Origin of the sequence: Nocardia sp. NPDC058705, from assembly GCF_042749305.1 — a bacterium.
Lineage (GTDB): Bacteria > Actinomycetota > Actinomycetes > Mycobacteriales > Mycobacteriaceae > Nocardia.
In genome coordinates, this window is record NZ_JBHYRN010000001.1 from 52,146 (window position 1) to 66,836 (window position 14,691).

Sequence of the window (14,691 nt, forward strand, 5' to 3'; positions counted from 1 at the left end):
TCTCACGATGCGCGCGCTGCCGTCTCCGGCCGAGCCGCCTCGGCAACATATCCGGCGACCGGGCTCAGCTGGAGAACGGCCGACATGCGACGGGTGAGGGCGGGCGGGCCGACGAAGGTGACCCGCCCGGTGCGCTGGGCGTGGGTGAGCGGCATGCGCCCCAACCACACCTCGTACAGCCCGGCGACGTCGGCGCTGATGGTGACGTCGACGGGATAGCCGGGGTCGGTCTCGCACACCGACGGCACCGCGGCCTCGACCACGATCCAGAACCGGCGCACATCATCGGTGAACCGCACCTGCAGCACCTGCCGTCGGCCCGGCAGCATCGAGGTGTCGACGCGCGAATGCATCCACCACACCAGGAGCGCGGCATCGAGTTCGTCTGCCTGCGGTGCGCCGAACGTCCAGCGCGCGCCCCATTCGCCGAGGCCGAACAGGATGGGTTGGAGCTGTCGGCCCGCTTCGGTGAGCAGGTGTTCGGTGCCGAGTTTCTCGATGAGTCCGGCTCGTTCGAACTGGCGTAGGCGTTTGGCGAGCAGGCTGCGTGACAGGCCGGGCAGGCCGCGGGCGAGATCGTTGAACCGGGTGGTGCCGAGGAACAGGTCGCGCAGGATCAACAGCGACCACCGTTCGCCGAGCACGTCGAGCGCGCGCGAGATCGGGCAGTACTGGCCGTAGCCTACGGTCGTGGTTGTCATGGTCACCTCACCGACGGGGTCCATTTTCTGGACCGGGGGAGTCCACTTTCTGGACTATCTGGTTATCGCGGCGCTTCTTACCTTCGAAACATGACTTCGACAGTTTCTGACACCACGTCCAGCACCGACCGGGTTTCCCTCGCCCGCGAGATCGGTGAAACCTTGCGCCTGGAGGTTCCTGAGCGGGACCGCACCGGCGAGATCTCCGTCGCCGCGTTCGACCGTTTGCGTTCGAGCGGGCTTTCGGCGGCCCTCGTACCGGTCGAGTTCGGCGGTGGGGGTGCCTCGCATCGGGAGATGGGGGAGATCCTGCGCGAACTCGGCAGGCATGATCCCTCGACGGCGGTGGCGTTCGCGATGCATTCACATCTGGTGGCGGCGCAGGTGTGGCGGCACAACCACGGGGTGGATGCGTCGGCGGTGTTCGCGAAAGTGGCGGGTGGGGCGATTCTGGTCAGCACCGGCGCGTCGGACTGGGTCGATTCCAACGGGCATGCCGAGCGTGTCGAGGGTGGGTATCGGGTGAGTGCGCGCAAGGCGCCCGCGAGCGGGTGTGAGGTGGGGGACGTGCTGGTCACCAGCGTCCGTTTCGGCGGTGAGGTGCTGCATTTCGCGATCCCGCTGTCCGCGCCCGGCGTGAGTATCGACAAGACCTGGGATTCGTTCGGTTTGCGGGCGAGTGGTTCACACACGGTCGTGCTCGACGACGTGTTCGTCCCCGACGCCGCGATCTCGCTGACCCGCCCGGCCGGTCCGTGGCCGCCGGTCCTGAATGTGGTGATCGGCGCGGCACTTCCGCTGGTGCTGGCCGCCTACCTCGGCGTCGCAGACACTGCCGTAGACCTCACCGCCCACCTGCTGAACGGCCGCTCGGACACCCACATCGTCCAATCAGCAGGCGAAATGCTCAACGCCTACACCACCGCCACCGACCTCATCACCGCGATGTTCACCGACTCCGAGAACCTCACCTTCCCCAACACCGACACCTACGCCGCCCGCACCCTCAGCCGCAAAACCGTCGCCGCCGACGCCCTCATCACCACCATCCGCCTTGCCATCGAAACCACCGGCGGCGCAGGCTATTCGCGCACCTGCGACCTCGAACGCCTCTACCGCGACATCCACGGCGTCCAATTCCACCCCCTGCCCCGGGCCAAACAGACCCACTTCACCGGCCGAGTCCTGTTGGGCCACAACCCCCTCGACTGAGCTCAGCGGGGCCGTCGTCTACGGATGGCCCCGCCGGCTTACCTGTACAGGTGGGCGGTGACGGTCGGTTCGTTGGCCAGCACGAAGTCAACGACCCGCCAGAACTCGGCAAGACGCGGATGGACCAGGCCTTCGTCGCGTGAAAGCACCACGCCGTGGAGCTCATCGGCAGATCCGTCCATACAGGCCTGGAAAGGGTGGCCGCAGGGAGCGGACTGTTCTGCACCGGTCCGACGCGGCACCCGAACGGCACATGGTCGTCGGCATTTTCGGAACTCCAGGTCCCAGGCGGAGAATTTCGCATGACTGAGAATATGTCCGCGTGGTTCAATCGCCGGGTGATGATGTTCGCGCAACTGTGGTGGCCGCTGACCAGCGGCTGACCGAGTTGTGCGCGGCCGCCCTGCGGGTGGCCAGATCTGTCGTGACGACATCTGTTCCGGCCCTGCGGGCGGTCCCGGAATGGAAGGACGACCATGATCGACAACGACACGTCTACGGGGACCGGGGGATTCGGCGAGATTCTCGTCAGCTCGCGTTCACTCGCCGAGTATCAGGCGATGTTCGCGCTCACCGAAGACGATCTCGGGCGCAGAATTCTGGACTGTCCGGGTGGTGCGGCGGGGTTCGCCGCTGAGGTGAACGGCCGCGGTGGCGACGTAACTGCTTGTGACATCGCCTATTTCGACGACGGGCTCGAACGCGTGGCCGCGACCGCCGTGGCCGAAGCGGACCGAGGCAACAGGTATATCCGCGAGCGCGCGGATGCCTACCGCTGGACATTCTTCGACGACCCGGACGACCACCAGCACGCCCGCCACCAGTCCGCACAACAGTTCGTCGCCCACGCCCGCACCTCCCCACAGCACTACATCCCGGCTCGCCTCCCCACACTCCCGTTCCCCGACAACAGCTTCGACCTCGTCCTGAGCTCGCACTTGCTGTTCAGCTACGCCGACGACCTGGACTACGACTTCCACCTCCAGGCGATCACCGAGCTAACCCGTGTCGCCGTCGCCGAGGTTCGCCTGTTTCCGTTGATGCCCGTCGGTGCTTCGGTGCGGTACCCGCGGCTCGAGGAGTTGATGGACGGGTTGTCTCGGTCAGGCATCCGGAGTCGAATCGTGAAGGTGGACTACGAGTTCCAGATCGGCGGGAACGAGATGCTGGTGTGCCGGATCGGGCGCTGAATCGACCTCCCGGCCGTAGCGACGGTGATCAGGCACTGTTGTAGCGAGTGATCGCGAGAAGCGATTCCGCGAGTTCGGTGACCAATTCAGTTGCCCGTGCCGGTGGCGGTTCGTCCTGGAGGAGGTAGGGGCGGACCACTGCCAGCGGCAGGTCGATGAGGGCGAACGTGATGTGGTCGTGGGGGTGGCCGGTGCGTGCGGCAATTGCTTGCACGATGGTCGTCATTGCCTGGTTCTGTGCGTGGTCGTGCTCGGCGAGCTCGTTTCGGGCCTGCTCCGGCCACTCGTCCGGTTCGAACGTGCGGGCGCCGGCTTGCAGCACGATCGCCTCGGCGAGGTTGCCTCGGCACCAGTCAACGATCCAGGCGACCGCGGCAATTGCCTCGCTCGGCTCCGGTGTCGCCCCGATGATCTGCAGGTATTGATCGAAGAACCGGCGCGTCGACCGCAACCAGAGGGCTGCAAGTAGTGCGGGGCGGTCCGGAAAGCGGTGATAGACCGACCCGCTGGGCGCTCCGGCGGACCGTGCCACCGCAGCCATCGTCACCGAGCGGGCCCCGCCCGTGGCGAAGAGCTGGACGGCGGAATCCAACAAGCTGTCCTGGTCGTGCCTCGGAGGTCTTCCCATGAATTAGAGACTATGCTCTAATTCTGTTTTAGAGGTGTCTCTCTAGAATGGTGGATCGTCATGACAGCACGAGATGTGGCCGAGAGTCTCTACACGGCGTTCGCGAATTCCGATGGCGGGGTGCTCGCCGGCCTGCTGGATCGGTCGTTCACGGCACGCGTGAGCGCGGGCATGCCACTGGGGGTCGGCGGCGCCGTTCCTGATCCGAAAACCATGCTTGTGAACGTGTGGGGCGCCGTGTCCGTCGAGTACGACGTTGCGCCCTACCCCGAGGAGTTCGTCGAAGTGGACCGGGAACGGGTCATCGTCTTCGGGGCCTACCGGCGGACCGCCCGGTCGACGGGCAACCATTTCGAAGCCTCGTTCGTGCACGATCTGAGCGTGCGAGACGGAAAGATCACGTCGCTGGTCCAGGTCACCGACACCAAGCCGTGGCATGACGCGCTATGACGACATAGGCACTTCCTGACGGCCGTTCTCTGTGCGCGCGGACAGGCGGAGAGGCTACCGTCGACGGTGGGAGCGACACGCAGTGGAAGATCCTCGGCGAGCACCTGGTGGACGAGAACCGCCATATCCAACTCGAGACCGTCGACATCGAACTTCCTGACGGGGTGAGGTTCACGCAGTACGTGGCGAAGATGCCGAGGTGTGCGATGACGTTGGTACTCAACGACTCTCATCAGGTATTGCTCATGCGCCGACACCGATTCATCATCGATCAGTGGGTGTGGGAGGTGCCCGGCGGCTACGTCGATGGTGCGGAGGATGTCGCCGTGGCGGCGGCCCGTGAGGTGGAAGAAGAAACCGGCTGGCGGCCGACGTCGATGGAACATCTCGTCACCTATCAGCCTGCGATCGGCACACTCGACCAGCCGCAGGAGATCTATCTCGCCCGCGGGGCGACGTCGACCGGTTCGGTGCCCGACATCAACGAAGCAGAGGAGGTCCGGTGGTTCTCACTCGGCGAGGCCGAGGCGATGATCGGGCGCGGTGAGATCATCGGCGCGGCAACAGTAGTCGGGATCTACGGAGCGCTGACGCTCGTCTGAGTCATGACCCGTCGACGGAACTCCGCCGCTTCGGGGATTGTGTCGTGGGCCGCGAGTCGGGCGCGGACGTCACGCAGGTCTCGGAAACAGTGCGCTGCCTTGGCCGACATGTACGCCGTGTCGAGGTAGCTCAGCCACCTCGGTCGATGCGTGTCTGTGCGGGCGAATGCCCGTTCGGCGGACACGAGAGTGGTGGTACAGGTCGACCGATCGGAGCCCACCCCGCAAGCTTGGTCAACTCCGCTGACGCTGCGTAGAGTCGGCGCCCCACCTCTTCGGTGTAGGTCCCGTGCAGCATCGGCGCAACCGATGTGTGCAGGTAATGCACCACGGTGGAGCGAACACGTCCACCGCCGACCCGGTTGTCCAGCTCGACGAACGCGGTAGTCATTGTCCTGACCGCGTCGACGTCGGCTTGGCCGACCCTCCGGAATCCGGTCGAGGACGCCGGGTGTTCAGGTCCGGGCAACGTCAGCCACCGCATCGAAGCAGCCGGGTAGACCGCCACTGCGTAGGCAGAATCCCGCAGGAATCGCCTGCACTCGACATCGCTACGCCACAGGGCGGTCGCGGCTGCAGTTGCTTCCGCGAGCGACAACGAGAACTCCAGACCGAGGTCGGCGGAATCGGATCCGATCATCGCGCAGTCGGCTGGCGTGATGCGTCGACCGGTCAACTCACCCATCACCTCAGCGATGAGCGACGGCACTGGGGGCGTGGGTTGTTCACCGGCGAGCCACCGGCCGACAGAAGTGTGGTCGTATGCGAGGTCTACACCGACGGCCCGACCCCGATCGACTACGCGGCGGGCCGGGCTCTTTCTCAGCACACCCGCTTCCTCGACCAGATCCTGCAGCTGGCGGTTGGGTGCCGGGCGCGGCGACGTGCCCGAAACACATTGGTGGAGCAGAAGCGAATGGTGCTCGACGAACGTGCGCGGCAAGTCGGAGGCCGACGATGACCGACAACTCCTCGGAATTGACGAAATGCGAGCGTTTGGTACTCGCCGCTGTTGCTTTGTGGGACAAGCCCATCGCAGGATGCAGTACCGAAGTGCTCGCAAAAGCCTTGCAGCACAACGAGCCTCGCACGGAGCAGTATCTAGCCCAGCTTCATGGGAAAGGGATGATCCGTCGTCGGCACGGGCCGCGCTCAGACCGGTGGTGGCCGACGCTGCGAGGTATCAACGCCTTGGAACCGCTCGAGCTGTGATCGAAGATTCGGTGACGAACCCGGCGGAAATCGTCAGGTTCGTGATCGTCGCGGCCACATCGGGGCACCTTGCCGAAGGTCGGTGTTGCTCATCCCTGTTGGTGGTGGGAGAGCAGTCGGGTGAGTAGATCGGTGAGTGTTCGTCTGTCCTCGACTGGAAGTGGTTCGAGTAGGTCGTCCTGGACCTTGTCGAGCGCTCGGTCCAGGCAGCGCAGTTGCCGGTCGCCGGACTTGATCAGGGTCACTGTGTTGCGTCGTCGGTCCTGCGGGTCCGGTGTTCGTTCGACGAAACCCTGTTCGGCCAGTTCGTTGATCGCTGCCACCACGTCGCTGCGGTCCATGTTGCATCGGCGGCCGAGTTCGGTCTGGCTGGCTGGGCCGAACTCGGCCAGGGCGGCGAGGATGCGGTAGTGGTAGCCGCGCGCGCCTGCCTCGCTGAACCCGTCGGATGCCAACCGGTGGGCGTGTACTGCCAGCTGGGTGAGTAGCCAGCTCGGCTTCGCGGTGAGGCGTGCGGGGGTCTGGTCCACGACAATCACCCTACATTGTTGGCGCAACCAACGAATCTGGGTACAGTTGGCCAGGTAACTGTTGGCGACACCAACAATTAAGGAATTGGAACCATGATCGAACCGTTCCGCATCGATATCCCGCAGACCGATATCGACGACCTCAACGACCGACTCGCCCGTACCCGGTGGCCCAACGAAATCGCCGACGCCGGTTGGGATTACGGGTTCCCACTGGCCCGGCTGAAGGAACTCGCCGAATACTGGCGCACGACCTACGACTGGCGCGCACACGAGGCGAACCTCAACAAACTTGCGCACTTCACCACCGAAATCGACGGCCAGAACATCCATTTCGTGCACGTCCGGTCCACGAAACCGGACGCGCTACCGCTGATCCTCACCCACGGCTGGCCGGGTTCGTTCCTTGAATTCCTTGACGTGATCGAACCGCTTTCGCGCGACTTCCACCTGGTGATCCCGTCCATTCCGGGCTACGGATTCTCCGGGCCGACGCACGAGCGCGGCTGGGATATGGCCCGGGTCGCGCGGGCCTGGGCCGAGCTGATGCGACGTCTCGGCTACGACCGCTACGGCGCGCAGGGTGGCGATTTCGGTTCGGGTATTTCCCAGTCGCTCGGCGTGGTGGCGGCCGAGCATGTCGTCGGAGTCCACGTCAATTACCTGCCGACCCGACCGAATCCGGAGGTCGAACTCTCCGGAGCAGATCAAGCGCGGCTCGACAAGGTCAAAAGCCTGATGGCGAATCGCCCGCCCTACCAGGCGCTTCAGGCCGCCACTCCGCAGACCATCGGCTACGCGCTCACCGACTCGCCGGTCGGCCAACTCGCCTGGATCGCCGAACGTTTCGCCCAGTGGACCGACCCGCGCACACCGGTCAGCGACGACCGGATGCTCACTGATGTCTCCCTGTACTGGCTCACCGCCACGGCGGCATCCTCGGCACGGCTGCACCGGGAGTCGGCGCGGGGGAGCGAGCCCTGCCCGGTCCCGCTCGGCGTCGCGGTGTTCGCCCACGACATCACCCAGTCGGTGCGCCCGCTGGCCGAACGGCTCTACGACATCAGGCACTGGTCGGAGTTCGATCGCGGTGGACACTTCGCCGCGATGGAGGTGCCGGAGCTGCTCGCCGGCGATATCCGAGAGTTCTTCCTCGGCATCGAGTCAGCTCTGCGGGAAAGCTGACAGAAGGTGTCAAGGTTGTGGGTGAGGATGGGTTCATGCGCGAAAACCCAGAAGATCTCGCCGAGCTGCAGACCCTCCTCGACTCCTCCCTCACCGGCTCCACGGCGCACCTACGCTCGATCATTGACCAGGAGAACACCCTCACCGCAAAGGAACTCACCCAGGTCCTCACCGGGATGTGCACTCTCGCCCTGTCGACCGTGACAGCGAAGGGCGAACCGCGGGTCAGCGCCGTGGACGGCCATTTCCTGCGCGGACGGTGGCATTTCGGCACCGCCCGCAATGCCGCGAAGGCACGTCACCTCGCGGCGCGGCCCGCGGCGAGCGTGGCACACTTGCGCGGCGAAAGCTTGGGCGTGTTCACGCACGGCACGGTCGAGACGCTCAACCCACTGGGTGGCGAGCCTGCCGCGGACTGGCCCGAGCTGCTCGCCTACTTCAAGGACTTCTACGGCGACGACGCCTTCGACTGGAACAGCGAGGTGGTCTATTACCAGCTGCGTCCGCACTGGATGACCGTCTACGCCCCCGATATCGCCAGCTGACCGCGACGCCTCCGTCCTGATCTACGGGCCCGTCGCAAACCAGGGGTTGCGCTATACGTATACATCTACTTATAGTGAGAGCACGCAATGTACGTATACATCTACGTATAATCTTCGCAACCCAGGAGTTCAGATGTCCACTTTCCAGACCCCGCAGCCGATCACCGTCGCCATTGAAGTGCCCTGTGGCGACGTCACCGTGGTCGCCTCGGATCGAACCGACGCCGTCGTCGAAGTCCGCCCGGCCGACACCTCCAGTAAGTCGGATGTGCGTGCGGCACAAGAGGTTCAGGTCGAGTTCGTCGGCGGCAAACTGTCGGTCAAGACGCCGAAGAAGACCTTCGCGCCGTTCAGCGGCAAGTCGGCGCTCTCGGTGACGGTCGAGGTGCCGACCGGGTCCACACTCGACGCGACCCTCGCGATGGGCCGACTGGTGAGCATCGGCGAATTCGACCAGTGCGACCTGGAAGTATCCGCCGGCGACATCATCATCGAGCGTCCGGGCGGTTCGGTGACGGCGAAAACAGCCAAGGGCAACGTTCGCGTCGACGAGGCTTCGCGCGGGGTGCTGCGGCTGGAGACATCGATGGGCGACCTGGAGGTGGGGATCCGTCCCGGCAGCGCGGCGCGACTGGACGTCAACGCGATGTACGGCGATGTGCGGAATCTGATGGATCCGGTGGACCCCACGCAGGGGAACTCGGTGCAGGTATTCGCCCGCAACCTCTACGGCAACGTCGTCGTCGGGCACGGGGCTCTGGCGTAAGTCTGGAAACTGTCGGCGTCGACGCCGAGGGTGTATGTCATCTGGAAAATGCGCCCGAGTCCGCGGCGAGCACGGCAGTGGCCGCCGCGGACTCGGGCAGTTCCGGATCCGGTGGGGTGCGCAGTAGGACCAGGTGGTGGTAGACGGGGGCGGTCGCGGCGATCAGCAGGGCGCGCGCGTCGGTGCCGGGCGGAAGTTCGTCGCGCAGAATTGCTCGTTCGACAATGACCTCGGACTGGGTGTACCGGTCATCCCATAAATGCTGCAGTGCTCGGGCGGCTTCGCCGGACCGAAACGAGGCGGCGATCAGTGCCACTGCCAACGATGGCTCCGCGGTCAAAGATTCCTGGATCTCGCGGTTGAGTGCGGCGAGGTCGCCGCGTAGTGAGCCGGTGTCGCGAGGGTGCCATGGCTGGTCGCCCGCCGCGCTGAACAGGTCGGCCAGCAGGCCGCCGACGTCTTGCCAGCGGCGATACACCGTCGCACGGTGCACGCCGGCGCGGGTCGCGACGGCATCCATGCTCAGCGCGTCGTAACCATGTTCGGCCAGCTCGGCGGTGACGGCGTCGAGAACCTGGGTTCGGATGCGGGCAGTTCTGCCACCTGGGCGGGTGCGAGCTGGAGGGGTGGGTTCGGAAGCATCCGGTGCGGATCTCATCGTCGGCAATCCGATCGCTTGACGGGCCAGGGTGTTCGACGTTAGCTTAGTGCGACAGATGTCGTATTAGGAAACCCTTGGACGCAAGACCTCCACGGGCACCCGATAGCTCACGCGCCGAAGGAGTTTCGCTGTGCCGCACGATTCGATCCCCGCGGACCCGACCGTCGTGCACCCCATGCCCGACCAGCCGCGAGTCGTACTACTGAAACCGCTGATCACCTCCCCTCTCATCGAGGTCGGCGAGTACTCCTATTACGACGATCCCGACGACGCGACCGCATTCGAAACCCGCAACGTCCTTTACCACTACGGGCCGGAAAAGCTGATCATCGGGAAGTTCTGTGCGCTCGGCACCGGAACGCGATTCATCATGAACGGCGCCAACCACCGCATGGACGGCCCGTCGACCTTCCCGTTCCCCACCATGGGCGGCTCGTGGACGAACCACTTCGACCTACTCACCGGTCTGCCGGACAGAGGCGACACCGTTGTCGGCAACGACGTCTGGTTCGGCAACGGCGTCACGGTGATGCCCGGCGTGCGGATCGGCCACGGCGCGATCATCAGCACCGGCTCGGTCGTCACCGGTGACGTCCCCGACTACGGGATCGTCGGAGGCAATCCGGCCCGCCTCCTCCGAACCCGCTACGACGACCGCGATGTGGCCCGACTGCTGGCAGTGGCGTGGTGGGACTGGTCGGCTGAACGCATCACCGCGCATATTCCGACGATCATGTCGGGTAGCATCGACGACCTCGAGGCCTTGAATTGAGTGAAACGCCTTCTCGCCCTGCTCATATCGCGATGATCGGAATCCCCATCATCAGCCACGTCCTGCCGAGCCTCGAGATCATCCGCGAGCTGGTGGCGCGCGGCCATCGCGTCACCTACGCCAACGACCCCACCGTCGCGGACCTGATCACCGAAGCCGGTGCCGAGCTGATTCCGTGCACCTCGACGCTGCCGGTGGCCGACAACAACTGGCCAGACGACCCCGCCGCGATCATGACCCTGTTCCTCGACAATGCCGTGCAAGCACTCCCACAATTGCGCGCCACCTACGACCGCGACCCCGCCGACGTCTACCTGTACGACATCGGCGCCTATGCCGCACGCGCCCTCGCCGAAACTCAGCGGCGCCCGATGGTCCAGCTCTCACCCACTTTCGTGGCATGGAAAGGCTACGAACAGGACGTCGCAGCACAGCTTCGACAGCTGCCGGGTATCGATGCCTACCGGGCGAGATTCGCGCAGTGGCTGGTCGACTGCGGCGCCGCGACCACCGATGTCGATGCCTTCTCCGGACTACCCGACCGTGCGCTGGCGCTGATTCCCCGCGCGATGCAACCGCACGCCGACCAAGTCGACTCCGGCACAGTCGCTTTCGTCGGCCCCTGTTTCAACACACAATCCGAATCAGCAGGGTGGGTCCGCCCTGTGAACGCCGAGAAAGTGCTGCTGATCTCCCTGGGCTCGGCATACACCCGTCAGCCGGAGTTCTACCGCCAGTGCGCACACGCGTTCGGCGACCTCCCCGGCTGGCAGGTGATTCTTCAGATCGGCAAACACACCGACCCCTCCGAACTCGGTGACATCGCCGCCAATATCGAAGTGCACTCCTGGGTTCCGCAGCGAGCGATCCTGGAACAAGCGGACGCTTTCATCACACACGCCGGCATGGGCGGCTGCGGCGAAGGGCTGGCAGCCGGCGTGCCGATGATCGCGGTGCCGCAGGCGGCCGAACAGTTCATGAACGCGGACCGACTCGTCGAACTGGGCGTGGCCCGCCGCATCGACACCGAACAAGCCACCGCCGAGAACCTCCGAGACGCGCTGATCGGCTTGATGACGGATCCGGAGGTCACCCGCCGGTCAGCGCAGTTGCGCACCGAAGCCGAAACCGCGGGCGGGACCCTGCGCGCCGCCGATCTCATCGAAAAGGCGCTGCGCTGACACCGCGGTGTCGCCGGTCATCGGCGTCGGGTCGACGGGACCTTTCCACCCACACCAACCACCACACGCAGCGACGGTCTGACTCTCGATTTCGCCGTCATCGAGCCGAGCGGTGAGATGCCATGCCCGAGCCGGATAGTCGCAGATCGGGCATTTGCCGAAGTAGTTGAGAACCTCCTGAACCGAGGGCCATCAGAATGTCATCGACGTAGTGGTCCTGGATCAGGAACTGGCCGACGAGTCTGCCTTCGATGCGGAAGCCGTGCGCGAGATAGATCGCCTGCGCACGTGTGTTGCTGCCCAGCACCCGAAGGGTGATGCGCCGGGCTTCGCGCTCGACGGCCAGTTCCAGAGCTGCGTCGAGAAGTAGATTGCCGACCCCACGCCCTTGATGGTGTGGGGCGACGGCAAATCCGTTGATCTCCTGGACATGCCCGCTGGATGCGGGCATCGGGGACGGCCGGAGCTTCACGTAACCGAGGATGCAGCCGGACTCTTGCGCGACCAGGACATTTCCAGGCGATGTCTGCTCATTGAAGAAGGGGGTGTCCAGTGGCCACAGCGGGCCGGGATCCACCTGCGGCGACCAGGTGGAGCGGTCGATCGCGGCCAGTGCCCGTTCGTAACTGTCGGTGGCGGTTCGGATGCCGATTCGAGGTCTGCCGTCCATGCGTTGCGATCATTGTTGCCAGTCAGTCTGGCTGACAAGCGATTTCACGTCCGTGGCACGTCGAACAGTGCGCGATGCCTAGGATCGAGGGCATGGCGACACGGCTGGTTCAGGTGAATTTCAAGGCTCGCGATGATGTCGCTCTCGGTCGGTTCTGGGCGGATGCGCTCGGGTGGGGCGTGTCCAGCGAGGGGCCGGGCGTGACCAACGTTGAACCCGTGGGCTTTTCCTGGCCTGACCCCGCCGCTGTCTGCATCGACGTCGTCACCGTTCCTGACCCCGAAACGGTGAAGGACCGCGTGTATATCGACCTCGCTACTACTTCTGCGGCGCATCATGCGGAATTGGTTGCGCACCTGCGTGAACTCGGTGCCACCCTCGCCGATATCGGTCAGGGTGACGTCTTGTGGACCGTCATGGCCGATCCTGGGGGCAACGAGTTCTGCGTCCTCGGTGGGCCTGAATGAATCAGGTCCAGACGTACCTGTGCGGGTCCATTCGTTGCCAGGCGCGTCCCATTTTGGCGTAGGAAGCGCGGCGGTAGTGGGTCCAGGTGTAGCCGCCCGCGCGCAGGGCGCGGTGGTGCCCCGCCCAGACCAGGAGCATGACCACCAGGAACAGCATGCGATGGGCCAGCATCGTGAGGTGGAAACGCGCGCGCGAGCGGTGACGCAGCAACACGGCGAGACGTTCGCATTGCAACTGCACGTGGGGAACTTCGTCGGCGAGGATCTGAGCGCAGACCGCGCGCAGTACCGGGGAACCGGTGGCTCGCCGGACCGCGTTGTAATAGATCATCGCGAGGGTTTCGACCATGACGACGGGCGTGGTCCAGACCTCGATGTCGGTGATGCTGTACCGGAGCCGGCGAAACAGCGTGTCGCCCCAATCCGCCTGTCGCCGTGGGATTCCCGCGTCGTCCAGAATTCGGCCGAGTAGCGCGCCGTGCCGTTGCTCCTCCCGGATGAACAGGTCGATGACGTCGCGGTAGGCGGGATCGTCAGTGGCAGCGGCATATCGGGCAGCAGACGCGGCGAGGTGGCGTCCGTCCGATGTTTCGCCGAGCTGCCAAGCCTGCAGTGAGCGACGAATCGGCGCCATCTCCGCAGAACTAGCCCCCATTCCATCCGATTGCCACGGAACAGGCCGCTGTCGAACCGCATTCTTCTGGAAATAGTCCAGCCATTCCTGGGTGGTTCGCACGCGACGCTCACTGACGCACGTACCCGTCACCGGACTGTTTCGTTCCCCCATAGTTCCCCCTGTGTCGACCTCCACTCGTACCCGAAAAGCGACCTTGCCGCCAGGCGAATCTCAGTGCCGCGCAGTCGACCGACTGGTTCGGAAGGCGGCTCGGTAGGCGTTGGGGGTGGTGCCGGTGATGCGTTTGAAGCGGTCGCGAAAGGCGGTGGGGGAGTGGAATCCCACCTGCCCGGCGATGCGCTCGACCGGGTGGTCGGAGGTTTCGAGCAGGTGCTGGGCCTGACGGACGCGGGCTCGCAGGAGCCATTGCAGCGGTGTGGTGCCGGTCTGCTCGCGGAATCGTCGATTGAGTGTGCGCGTGCTCATTCGGGAGTGTTCGGCGATGTCTTCGAGGGTCAGGTCGGCGGCGGCGTTCTCCTGCATCCAGTGCAGAACCGGTTCGAGCGTGGACCCACACGGCGTGGGTGGGCGGTCGTGGACGATGAATTGGGCCTGGCCGCCCTCGCGCTCCAACGGCACCACCGCCAAGCGGGCGGCATCAGCGGCGACCGCAGACCCGTAGTCGCGGCGAATCATGTGCAGGCACAGGTCCAAACCAGCGGATGCGCCTGCGGAAGTGAGGAATTGGCCGTTATCGACATACAGCACATCCGGGTCGACCTCGATCGACGGATAGCACTGCGCCAACGCGTCGGTGGCGCGCCAGTGGGTGGTGGCGCGCTGCCCGTCGAGGACTCCGGTGGCTGCGAGGGTGAACGCACCGGTGCAGATCGAGGCGATGCGGGTGCCGTCGGCCGCGGCCCGGCGCAGGGCGGCGATCACCTCGTCCGGGATCGGCGCGGTGGGTTCGGCACAGCCCGGCAGCACGATGGTGTCCGCGTCGGCCAGTGCGTTCAGTCCCCAGTGCGATTGCAGGAGGAACGTTCCGGCGTCGACGGTGGGAGTAGCGGCGCAGACGCGGACTCGGTACGCCGCTCGGCCGTCGGGGAGGCGGGTTTGCCCGAAGGCCTCGATCGGGGTGGACAGGTCGAAGGGAATGACCTTGTCCAAGGCCAGAACTGCGACCGTGTGCATGGCAATAGAGTAGGTCTACTGGTCGAATACTGCCAGCCTTTCAAATGGCTGATGGCCCTTATATGCGCAGGTGGCAATGTTGGCTGGAAACCGTTGGAAGGTGGCATTC

General features: G+C 65.1%; 19 protein-coding genes. 11 read left to right on the forward strand and 8 right to left on the reverse strand.

Annotated features, from left to right (window positions below; genetic code table 11):
• Positions 1-2 precede the first annotated feature (2 nt).
• A complete protein-coding gene (locus ACFW6D_RS00255; RefSeq protein WP_379323178.1) occupies positions 3-701 on the reverse strand; it encodes a winged helix-turn-helix transcriptional regulator in 699 nt (232 codons plus the stop codon).
• 90 nt (positions 702-791) lie between these two features.
• Between ACFW6D_RS00255 and ACFW6D_RS00260 the strand changes: the two genes are divergently transcribed.
• Complete coding sequence (locus tag ACFW6D_RS00260; RefSeq protein ID WP_379323180.1) at positions 792-1,913, forward strand: acyl-CoA dehydrogenase family protein; 1,122 nt, start codon at positions 792-794, stop codon at positions 1,911-1,913.
• Positions 1,914-1,951: 38 nt separating this feature from the next.
• Here ACFW6D_RS00260 and ACFW6D_RS00265 read toward each other — a convergent pair whose 3' ends face one another.
• Positions 1,952-2,095: a hypothetical protein gene (locus tag ACFW6D_RS00265; protein ID WP_379323182.1), complete on the reverse strand. Its 144-nt coding sequence runs from the start codon at positions 2,093-2,095 to the stop codon at positions 1,952-1,954.
• Positions 2,096-2,389: 294 nt separating this feature from the next.
• Between ACFW6D_RS00265 and ACFW6D_RS00270 the strand changes: the two genes are divergently transcribed.
• Entirely contained in the window at positions 2,390-3,103 is a 714-nt protein-coding gene (locus ACFW6D_RS00270; RefSeq protein WP_379323184.1) for a methyltransferase domain-containing protein, read from the forward strand.
• 28 nt (positions 3,104-3,131) lie between these two features.
• Here the strand turns inward: ACFW6D_RS00270 and ACFW6D_RS00275 are convergent, their stop codons facing one another.
• On the reverse strand, positions 3,132-3,731 hold the full coding sequence (locus ACFW6D_RS00275) for a TetR/AcrR family transcriptional regulator (RefSeq protein WP_379323186.1): 600 nt from the start codon (positions 3,729-3,731) through the stop codon (positions 3,132-3,134).
• 60 nt (positions 3,732-3,791) lie between these two features.
• On the opposite strand from ACFW6D_RS00275, the gene ACFW6D_RS00280 reads away from it, so the two are divergent.
• The 3 genes from ACFW6D_RS00280 to ACFW6D_RS00290 all read left to right on the forward strand — a co-directional run bounded on the left by ACFW6D_RS00280 (position 3,792) and on the right by ACFW6D_RS00290 (position 5,995).
• Entirely contained in the window at positions 3,792-4,181 is a 390-nt protein-coding gene (locus ACFW6D_RS00280) for a nuclear transport factor 2 family protein (protein WP_379323188.1), read from the forward strand.
• A gap of 107 nt (positions 4,182-4,288) precedes the next feature.
• Positions 4,289-4,783 (forward strand): NUDIX hydrolase, encoded by a 495-nt coding sequence (locus ACFW6D_RS00285; RefSeq protein WP_379323190.1) that lies wholly within the window; start codon positions 4,289-4,291, stop codon positions 4,781-4,783.
• A 957-nt stretch (positions 4,784-5,740) separates the two neighbouring features.
• Entirely contained in the window at positions 5,741-5,995 is a 255-nt protein-coding gene (locus tag ACFW6D_RS00290) for a hypothetical protein (RefSeq protein WP_379323192.1), read from the forward strand.
• Between the two features lie 89 nt (positions 5,996-6,084).
• Here the strand turns inward: ACFW6D_RS00290 and ACFW6D_RS00295 are convergent, their stop codons facing one another.
• The gene (locus ACFW6D_RS00295) at positions 6,085-6,525 is read right to left on the reverse strand and encodes a MarR family winged helix-turn-helix transcriptional regulator (protein ID WP_379323194.1); all 441 of its coding nucleotides are present in this window, start codon (positions 6,523-6,525) and stop codon (positions 6,085-6,087) included.
• 93 nt (positions 6,526-6,618) lie between these two features.
• On the opposite strand from ACFW6D_RS00295, the gene ACFW6D_RS00300 reads away from it, so the two are divergent.
• From ACFW6D_RS00300 to ACFW6D_RS00310, 3 genes are all read left to right on the forward strand, one after another.
• Positions 6,619-7,710 carry an epoxide hydrolase family protein gene (locus ACFW6D_RS00300; protein ID WP_379323196.1) on the forward strand — a complete coding sequence of 364 codons (1,092 nt, stop codon included), beginning with the start codon at positions 6,619-6,621 and terminating at the stop codon, positions 7,708-7,710.
• Between the two features lie 35 nt (positions 7,711-7,745).
• Positions 7,746-8,255 (forward strand): pyridoxamine 5'-phosphate oxidase family protein, encoded by a 510-nt coding sequence (locus ACFW6D_RS00305; RefSeq protein WP_379323198.1) that lies wholly within the window; start codon positions 7,746-7,748, stop codon positions 8,253-8,255.
• A gap of 133 nt (positions 8,256-8,388) precedes the next feature.
• The gene (locus ACFW6D_RS00310; RefSeq protein ID WP_379323200.1) at positions 8,389-9,021 is read left to right on the forward strand and encodes a DUF4097 family beta strand repeat-containing protein; all 633 of its coding nucleotides are present in this window, start codon (positions 8,389-8,391) and stop codon (positions 9,019-9,021) included.
• Between the two features lie 37 nt (positions 9,022-9,058).
• Here ACFW6D_RS00310 and ACFW6D_RS00315 read toward each other — a convergent pair whose 3' ends face one another.
• Positions 9,059-9,679, reverse strand: coding sequence for a TetR/AcrR family transcriptional regulator (locus ACFW6D_RS00315; protein ID WP_379323202.1), 621 nt, complete (start codon positions 9,677-9,679; stop codon positions 9,059-9,061).
• A 178-nt stretch (positions 9,680-9,857) separates the two neighbouring features.
• On the opposite strand from ACFW6D_RS00315, the gene ACFW6D_RS00320 reads away from it, so the two are divergent.
• On the forward strand, positions 9,858-10,454 hold the full coding sequence (locus ACFW6D_RS00320) for a CatB-related O-acetyltransferase (RefSeq protein ID WP_379324197.1): 597 nt from the start codon (positions 9,858-9,860) through the stop codon (positions 10,452-10,454).
• A gap of 32 nt (positions 10,455-10,486) precedes the next feature.
• Positions 10,487-11,635, forward strand: a complete 1,149-nt coding sequence (locus tag ACFW6D_RS00325; protein ID WP_379323204.1) for a macrolide family glycosyltransferase — start codon at positions 10,487-10,489, stop codon at positions 11,633-11,635.
• Positions 11,636-11,732: 97 nt separating this feature from the next.
• Here the strand turns inward: ACFW6D_RS00325 and ACFW6D_RS00330 are convergent, their stop codons facing one another.
• On the reverse strand, positions 11,733-12,305 hold the full coding sequence (locus tag ACFW6D_RS00330; protein ID WP_379323206.1) for a GNAT family N-acetyltransferase: 573 nt from the start codon (positions 12,303-12,305) through the stop codon (positions 11,733-11,735).
• 92 nt (positions 12,306-12,397) lie between these two features.
• On the opposite strand from ACFW6D_RS00330, the gene ACFW6D_RS00335 reads away from it, so the two are divergent.
• On the forward strand, positions 12,398-12,772 hold the full coding sequence (locus ACFW6D_RS00335) for a VOC family protein (protein ID WP_379323208.1): 375 nt from the start codon (positions 12,398-12,400) through the stop codon (positions 12,770-12,772).
• 1 nt (position 12,773) lies between these two features.
• Here ACFW6D_RS00335 and ACFW6D_RS00340 read toward each other — a convergent pair whose 3' ends face one another.
• Both ACFW6D_RS00340 and ACFW6D_RS00345 read right to left on the reverse strand, forming a co-directional pair.
• Positions 12,774-13,406: a ferritin-like domain-containing protein gene (locus ACFW6D_RS00340; protein ID WP_379323210.1), complete on the reverse strand. Its 633-nt coding sequence runs from the start codon at positions 13,404-13,406 to the stop codon at positions 12,774-12,776.
• 213 nt (positions 13,407-13,619) lie between these two features.
• Entirely contained in the window at positions 13,620-14,582 is a 963-nt protein-coding gene (locus ACFW6D_RS00345) for a GlxA family transcriptional regulator (RefSeq protein ID WP_379323212.1), read from the reverse strand.
• Positions 14,583-14,691 lie beyond the last annotated feature (109 nt).

Excerpts from the sequence above, each read along its gene's own strand:
- ACFW6D_RS00280 (WP_379323188.1), top strand. The coding sequence starts at position 3,792 with ATGACAGCACGAGATGTGGCCGAGAGTCTCTACACGGCGTTCGCGAAT.
- ACFW6D_RS00320 (WP_379324197.1), top strand. The coding sequence starts at position 9,858 with ATGCCCGACCAGCCGCGAGTCGTACTACTGAAACCGCTGATCACCTCC.
- ACFW6D_RS00300 (WP_379323196.1), top strand. The coding sequence starts at position 6,619 with ATGATCGAACCGTTCCGCATCGATATCCCGCAGACCGATATCGACGAC.
- ACFW6D_RS00325 (WP_379323204.1), top strand. The coding sequence starts at position 10,487 with ATGATCGGAATCCCCATCATCAGCCACGTCCTGCCGAGCCTCGAGATC.
- ACFW6D_RS00305 (WP_379323198.1), top strand. The coding sequence starts at position 7,746 with ATGCGCGAAAACCCAGAAGATCTCGCCGAGCTGCAGACCCTCCTCGAC.
- ACFW6D_RS00315 (WP_379323202.1), bottom strand. The coding sequence starts at position 9,679 with ATGAGATCCGCACCGGATGCTTCCGAACCCACCCCTCCAGCTCGCACC.
- ACFW6D_RS00290 (WP_379323192.1), top strand. The coding sequence starts at position 5,741 with ATGACCGACAACTCCTCGGAATTGACGAAATGCGAGCGTTTGGTACTC.
- ACFW6D_RS00310 (WP_379323200.1), top strand. The coding sequence starts at position 8,389 with ATGTCCACTTTCCAGACCCCGCAGCCGATCACCGTCGCCATTGAAGTG.
- ACFW6D_RS00275 (WP_379323186.1), bottom strand. The coding sequence starts at position 3,731 with ATGGGAAGACCTCCGAGGCACGACCAGGACAGCTTGTTGGATTCCGCC.
- ACFW6D_RS00255 (WP_379323178.1), bottom strand. The coding sequence starts at position 701 with ATGACAACCACGACCGTAGGCTACGGCCAGTACTGCCCGATCTCGCGC.
- ACFW6D_RS00265 (WP_379323182.1), bottom strand. The coding sequence starts at position 2,095 with ATGGACGGATCTGCCGATGAGCTCCACGGCGTGGTGCTTTCACGCGAC.
- ACFW6D_RS00345 (WP_379323212.1), bottom strand. The coding sequence starts at position 14,582 with ATGCACACGGTCGCAGTTCTGGCCTTGGACAAGGTCATTCCCTTCGAC.
- ACFW6D_RS00335 (WP_379323208.1), top strand. The coding sequence starts at position 12,398 with ATGGCGACACGGCTGGTTCAGGTGAATTTCAAGGCTCGCGATGATGTC.
- ACFW6D_RS00270 (WP_379323184.1), top strand. The coding sequence starts at position 2,390 with ATGATCGACAACGACACGTCTACGGGGACCGGGGGATTCGGCGAGATT.
- ACFW6D_RS00260 (WP_379323180.1), top strand. The coding sequence starts at position 792 with ATGACTTCGACAGTTTCTGACACCACGTCCAGCACCGACCGGGTTTCC.
- ACFW6D_RS00340 (WP_379323210.1), bottom strand. The coding sequence starts at position 13,406 with ATGGCGCCGATTCGTCGCTCACTGCAGGCTTGGCAGCTCGGCGAAACA.
- ACFW6D_RS00330 (WP_379323206.1), bottom strand. The coding sequence starts at position 12,305 with ATGGACGGCAGACCTCGAATCGGCATCCGAACCGCCACCGACAGTTAC.